Here is a 4,409-nt window from a genome sequence, read left to right on the forward strand (position 1 = left end):
GGATAAAGACATGCGTAAAATCAAAACCTAAAGCGCATGGAGCGATCTGAAAGATCGCGACGCGGTTTAGAAGGGGGCGTGCCGCTGGCGCTTAGCCCTCGTCCTTGGGGCCAGGCTTCGGGCTGTCCTCGTCTTCCTCTTCACGGCCGGGGATGACATAGGCGCCCTTCAGCCAGCGATTGAGGTCGATGTCCTTGCAGCGCGCGGAGCAGAACGGATAGTGCTCGCGCGAGGACGGTTTTCCGCATTCGGGGCAGGGCCGCTTCGGCCGAAGCGGTGTCACCTTGTCGTCCAGGCTCATGGCCGCGCGACGTGCCAGTTCTTGTGCGCCTTGAAGCCTTCGCCGGAAAGCAGCGCCACGCTCTCATAAAGCGGCAGGCCGACCACATTGGTGTAGGAGCCGACCAGCTTGACCACGAAGGAGCCGGCCAGGCCTTGCACGGCATAGCCGCCGGCCTTGCCACGCCATTCGCCGGAGGCGACATAGGCGTCGATCTCCTCGCGCGGCAGCCGCTTGAAGCGCACCCTGGTCTCCACCAGCCGCTGGCGCAGCTTGCCGCCGGGCGTGATCAGGCAGACGCCGGAATGGACGCGGTGCGAGCGGCCGGAGAGCAGGCCGAGGCAATTGATGGCGTCGTCGATCGTCTCGGCCTTGGGCAGGATGCGCCGCCCCACCGCCACCACCGTGTCGGCGGCGAGGATGAAGGCGGGCGCGTAATCTTCCTCGCTTTTCAGCGAGGCCAGCGCCTTCTCGGCCTTGTCCTTGGACAGGCGCTTGGCCAGCGAACGCGGATGCTCGGCGCGCTGCGGCGTCTCGTCGACATCGGCGGGCAGCACCCGGTCCGGCTCGATGCCGGCCTGCTGCAAGAGTTCGATGCGGCGCGGCGAACCCGAGGCAAGCACGAGCTTCTGCAGGATGCTCATCGTGCTTAACGCCGATTTGCTACTTGAAACGGTAGGTGATGCGGCCCTTGGTCAGGTCGTAAGGCGTCATCTCGACCAGGACCTTGTCACCGGTCAGCACGCGGATGCGGTTCTTGCGCATGCGGCCGGCCGTGTGGGCGATGATTTCATGTTCGTTTTCGAGCTTCACGCGGAACATCGCATTGGGCAGCAGTTCGGTGACCACACCTGGAAACTCGAGGACTTCTTCCTTCGGCATTCGATACCTTTGCTTGGATGGTAGTTCCAGCACCCGGCTGGAAATTGCGGCGGAACCTATATGATAATCGTGCGCTTGTGAACACGCTTAATCCGTGGCGTTTGCTGCCTCTGGAAGCAGGAAACGTCGGCTTATGCGCGTTTTCAGCCGCTCGCGCACGTCGCGATAGGCCGCCATGATGTGCTCGCGCGTCCCGCCGGTGTCGGTCGGGTCCGGCATCGGCCAGTATTCGACCTCGACGGCGAGTGAGCGGGTGAGCTCGAGCGCGGCGTGGTGCGCCTCCGGCGCCAGCGTCACGATCAGGTCGAAATAATCATCCTCCAGATCCTCCAGCGTCCGGGGTTGGCGCTCGCCAAGCGACAGGTCGTCCTCGGCAAGCACCGCATCGACGAACGGATCGCGCTCGCCGGCGCGCACGCCGGCCGAAGCGACGAAGGTGGTGGCAGGCAGCATGCGGCGCGCCAGCTGCTCCGCGATCGGCGAGCGCACGGCGTTCATGCCGCACAAAAACAGGATCGAGTGGGGCAGGACGGGCACTAGAGCATGATCCCAAAAAGTGGGAACCGGTTTTTGGAAAAGATCATGCTCCAACAAAGAGCTGGACCAGGACGGCGGTTCAACGAAACGTCATCCTGATCTAGCCCCGCCAGTGCAGCACGCAGACCAGCGTGAACAGCCGCCGCGCCGTGTCGAAGTCGATCTCGATCTTGCCGGCGAGCCGATCCATCAGGGTCTGCGAGCCCTCATTGTGCAGGCCGCGCCGCCCCATGTCGATCGCCTCGATATGGCTGGGCGTCGAGGAGCGGATGGCCTCGTAATAGCTTTCGCAGATCAAATAATAGTCCTTGACGATGCGCCTGAGCGGCGTCAGCGACAGGATGTGGGTGACCACCTCGGCGCCGTTCTCGCGGCTGACGGCAAAGACCAGGCGCGACTCGGCCAGCGAAAGCTTGAGCCTGTAAGGACCCGCGCCGTCGTCGTTGACCGGCCGAAAACTGTTCTCCTCGATGAGATCGAAGATCGCCACCGCCCGCTCGTGCTCGACGTCGGGCGTCGAACGTCCGATCGTTTCGTCGAGCTCGACGTCGGTCAGCCTGTGGCGGGTTTGGTCGCGGCCGGGCATCGCTACATGTTCAGCCGGATCGCGACGGAGCGGGCATGCGCATCGAGCCCCTCCGCCTTGGCAAGCGCGATCGCGGCGGGCGCCAGCGCCTTGAGCTGCTGCGGCCCGAGCTTCAGGATCGAGGTGCGCTTGACGAAATCGAGCACGGACAGGCCCGAGGAGAAACGCGCCGAACGTGCTGTCGGCAACACGTGGTTGGAGCCGCCGACATAGTCGCCGATCACTTCCGGAGTGTGCCGGCCAATGAACACGGCGCCCGCGTTGCGCATCCTGGAAAGGAAGCCCTCGGCATCGTCGAAGGCGAGCTCGACATGTTCCGCCGCGATCCTGTCGACCAGCGGCAGCGAGGCATCGAGCGTCGGCACCAGGATCACCGCGCCGAAATCGCGCCAGCTGGCGGCCGCCGTCTCGCCGCGCGGCAGGACTTGCAACTGGCGTTCGACCGCCTGCTCGACCGCCCTGCCGAATTCGGCATTGTCGGTGATCAGGATCGACTGCGCCGAGACATCATGCTCGGCCTGCGCCAGAAGGTCGGCCGCGATCCAGTCCGGATCGTTGTCGGCACGGGCCACCACCAGCACTTCCGACGGTCCGGCGATCATGTCGATGCCGACCGTGCCGAACACCTGGCGCTTGGCCGCCGCGACATAGGCATTGCCGGGACCGACGATCTTGGCGACCGGCCTGATCGTCTGGGTGCCATAGGCAAGCGCCGCAACGGCCTGCGCGCCGCCGACGCGGTAGATCTCCGAAACGCCGGCAAGGTCGGCCGCCACCAGCACCAGCGGATTGATGACGCCGCCCGACGCCGGCACGACGATGACGATGCGCTCGACGCCGGCGACCTTGGCCGGCACGGCGTTCATCAGCACCGAGCTTGGATAGCTCGCCGTGCCGCCGGGCACATAAAGGCCGACGGCCTCGATCGCCGTCCAGCGCGAGCCCAGCTCGACGCCAGCGGCATCCGTGTAGCGGTCGTCCTTCGGCTTTTGCCGCTCGTGATGCGAACGGATACGGTCGCGCGCGAATTTGAGCCCCTCGACGGTGGCCGGATCGGCCGCTTCATAGGCCTTGGCGATGTCGTCCTTCGACACGGCGATGCCGAGCGCGCCGAGATCGGCTTTGTCGAACTTCAGCGTGTAGTCGATCAGCGCCTTGTCGCCTTCGGCGCGCACGCGGGCGATGATGTCCCGCACCACGGCCTCGACATCGGCCGACACTTCCCGCTTGGTGGTGAGGAAGGCCGAAAAGCGCTGTTCGAAATCGGTATCGGACTGGCGGAGCGTGATGGCCATAGTCAGCCTCTGTGCACAGGTCGCGAGGTGGCTTCCCAGGCGCCGCCGACATCGGCAAGCCGTGCCTCGACGCATTCGACGTCGAGCATGATGGTGCCGCCGCCCGAAAACACCAGTTCGACGATGCCGGCCGGTTTGCTGATGGCAATGAAGCTGATCGCCAGCAGCGACAGCACTTCGGCGGGCTTGTCGCGTTGAATGCCGCTGGTCTTGACGCCGAGCACGCGGTCGAAATGCAGAACGCTCTGCCGCCGTTCATTGTGCTGGCGGAACAGGCCCGATCTCGCCTCCCAGACGAAGCGGTTCATGGTCAGCACGAAGCGCTTGGCCGCCGGCAGGTACTCCAAGTCGGAGACCTTCATCACGGCGTCTTGGACATGCGCCGAGACGATGCTCAGATCCTGATCGTCGAGCGCGATGAGCTTGAGAGCCATGCGGAATACGCACCTGAACGTTGACAATTCAACGTTCTGTTATGCGGTCTTTCCGCTCGGCGCAACCGCTGGGAAAGAATGCCGCGGTACGTCAGCCCGAAATGCGCTCGATCACCGCGCCGCAGCCCGAGAGCTTCTCTTCCAGCCGCTCGAAGCCGCGGTCGAGGTGGTAGACGCGGTTGACCGTCGTCTCGCCCTCGGCGGCAAGGCCGGCGATCACCAGCGACACCGAGGCGCGCAGGTCGGTCGCCATGACGGGAGCGCCCTTGAGCTTGGCGACGCCGTCGACGATCGCCGTCTGGCCGGAAAGCGTGATGTGGGCGCCGAGGCGGGCAAGCTCCTGCACATGCATGAAGCGGTTTTCGAAGATCGTCTCGGTGATGCGCGATTTGCCC

7 protein-coding genes and 1 pseudogene are annotated in these 4,409 nt (G+C 64.9%); all 8 read right to left on the bottom strand.

The window, feature by feature from the left end:
- Positions 1-91 precede the first annotated feature (91 nt).
- Positions 92-301 (bottom strand): DNA gyrase inhibitor YacG, encoded by a 210-nt coding sequence (gene yacG / locus EOA27_RS24305; RefSeq protein ID WP_126079135.1) that lies wholly within the window; start codon positions 299-301, stop codon positions 92-94.
- A complete protein-coding gene (locus tag EOA27_RS24310; protein WP_126079134.1) occupies positions 298-924 on the bottom strand; it encodes a Maf-like protein in 627 nt (208 codons plus the stop codon). The genes yacG and EOA27_RS24310 overlap by 4 nt, the downstream gene beginning before the upstream one ends.
- A 19-nt stretch (positions 925-943) precedes the next feature.
- Positions 944-1,162 (bottom strand): translation initiation factor IF-1, encoded by a 219-nt coding sequence (gene infA / locus EOA27_RS24315; RefSeq protein WP_006200926.1) that lies wholly within the window; start codon positions 1,160-1,162, stop codon positions 944-946.
- Positions 1,163-1,249: 87 nt separating this feature from the next.
- Positions 1,250-1,699 carry a low molecular weight phosphatase family protein gene (locus EOA27_RS24320; RefSeq protein WP_281059477.1) on the bottom strand — a complete coding sequence of 150 codons (450 nt, stop codon included), beginning with the start codon at positions 1,697-1,699 and terminating at the stop codon, positions 1,250-1,252.
- 100 nt (positions 1,700-1,799) lie between these two features.
- On the bottom strand, positions 1,800-2,285 hold the full coding sequence (locus EOA27_RS24325; RefSeq protein ID WP_126079133.1) for a UPF0262 family protein: 486 nt from the start codon (positions 2,283-2,285) through the stop codon (positions 1,800-1,802).
- Positions 2,286-2,287: 2 nt separating this feature from the next.
- A complete protein-coding gene (gene hisD, locus EOA27_RS24330) occupies positions 2,288-3,580 on the bottom strand; it encodes a histidinol dehydrogenase (RefSeq protein ID WP_126079132.1) in 1,293 nt (430 codons plus the stop codon).
- Positions 3,581-3,582: 2 nt separating this feature from the next.
- Positions 3,583-4,014 carry a DUF2948 family protein gene (locus EOA27_RS24335; protein ID WP_126079131.1) on the bottom strand — a complete coding sequence of 144 codons (432 nt, stop codon included), beginning with the start codon at positions 4,012-4,014 and terminating at the stop codon, positions 3,583-3,585.
- Between the two features lie 91 nt (positions 4,015-4,105).
- A pseudogene (locus EOA27_RS24340) lies at positions 4,106-4,409 on the bottom strand (UDP-N-acetylglucosamine 1-carboxyvinyltransferase); the annotation flags it as partial.

The sequence above is a fragment of the Mesorhizobium sp. M2A.F.Ca.ET.037.01.1.1 genome (assembly GCF_003998075.1).
Lineage (GTDB): Bacteria > Pseudomonadota > Alphaproteobacteria > Rhizobiales > Rhizobiaceae > Mesorhizobium.